At 63.8% G+C, this 354-nt stretch carries 1 protein-coding gene; it reads left to right on the forward strand.

The genetic code is table 11. From position 1 onward, the window contains the following. Positions 1-354: chemotaxis protein CheW (locus tag XI09_RS08330; protein WP_271566411.1), on the forward strand; the 354-nt coding region annotated here is incomplete at both ends.

Genomic DNA, 354 nt, shown 5'->3' on the forward strand with positions numbered 1-354 from the left:
AATATCGACCAGATCGGCGGCACCATCGACATCAAGTCGGTGGCCGGTGAAGGCTCCTCCGTCACCATCAAGATCCCGCTGACGCTCGCCATCGTCTCCGCGCTGATCGTGGAAGCCGCCGGCGACCGTTTTGCCATCCCGCAGCTCTCGGTGGTCGAGCTGGTCCGGGCCCGCGCCAACAGCGAGCACCGCATCGAGCGCATCAAGGACACGGCTGTTCTTCGGCTGCGCAACAAGCTGCTGCCGCTGATCCATCTGAAGAAGCTGCTCAAGATCGACGACGGCGCCGCCAGCGATCCCGAGAACGGCTTCATCGTGGTCACCCAGGTCGGCAGCCAGACCTTTGGCATCGTC

This window comes from Bradyrhizobium sp. CCBAU 11386 (assembly GCF_028128955.1).
GTDB lineage: Bacteria > Pseudomonadota > Alphaproteobacteria > Rhizobiales > Xanthobacteraceae > Bradyrhizobium.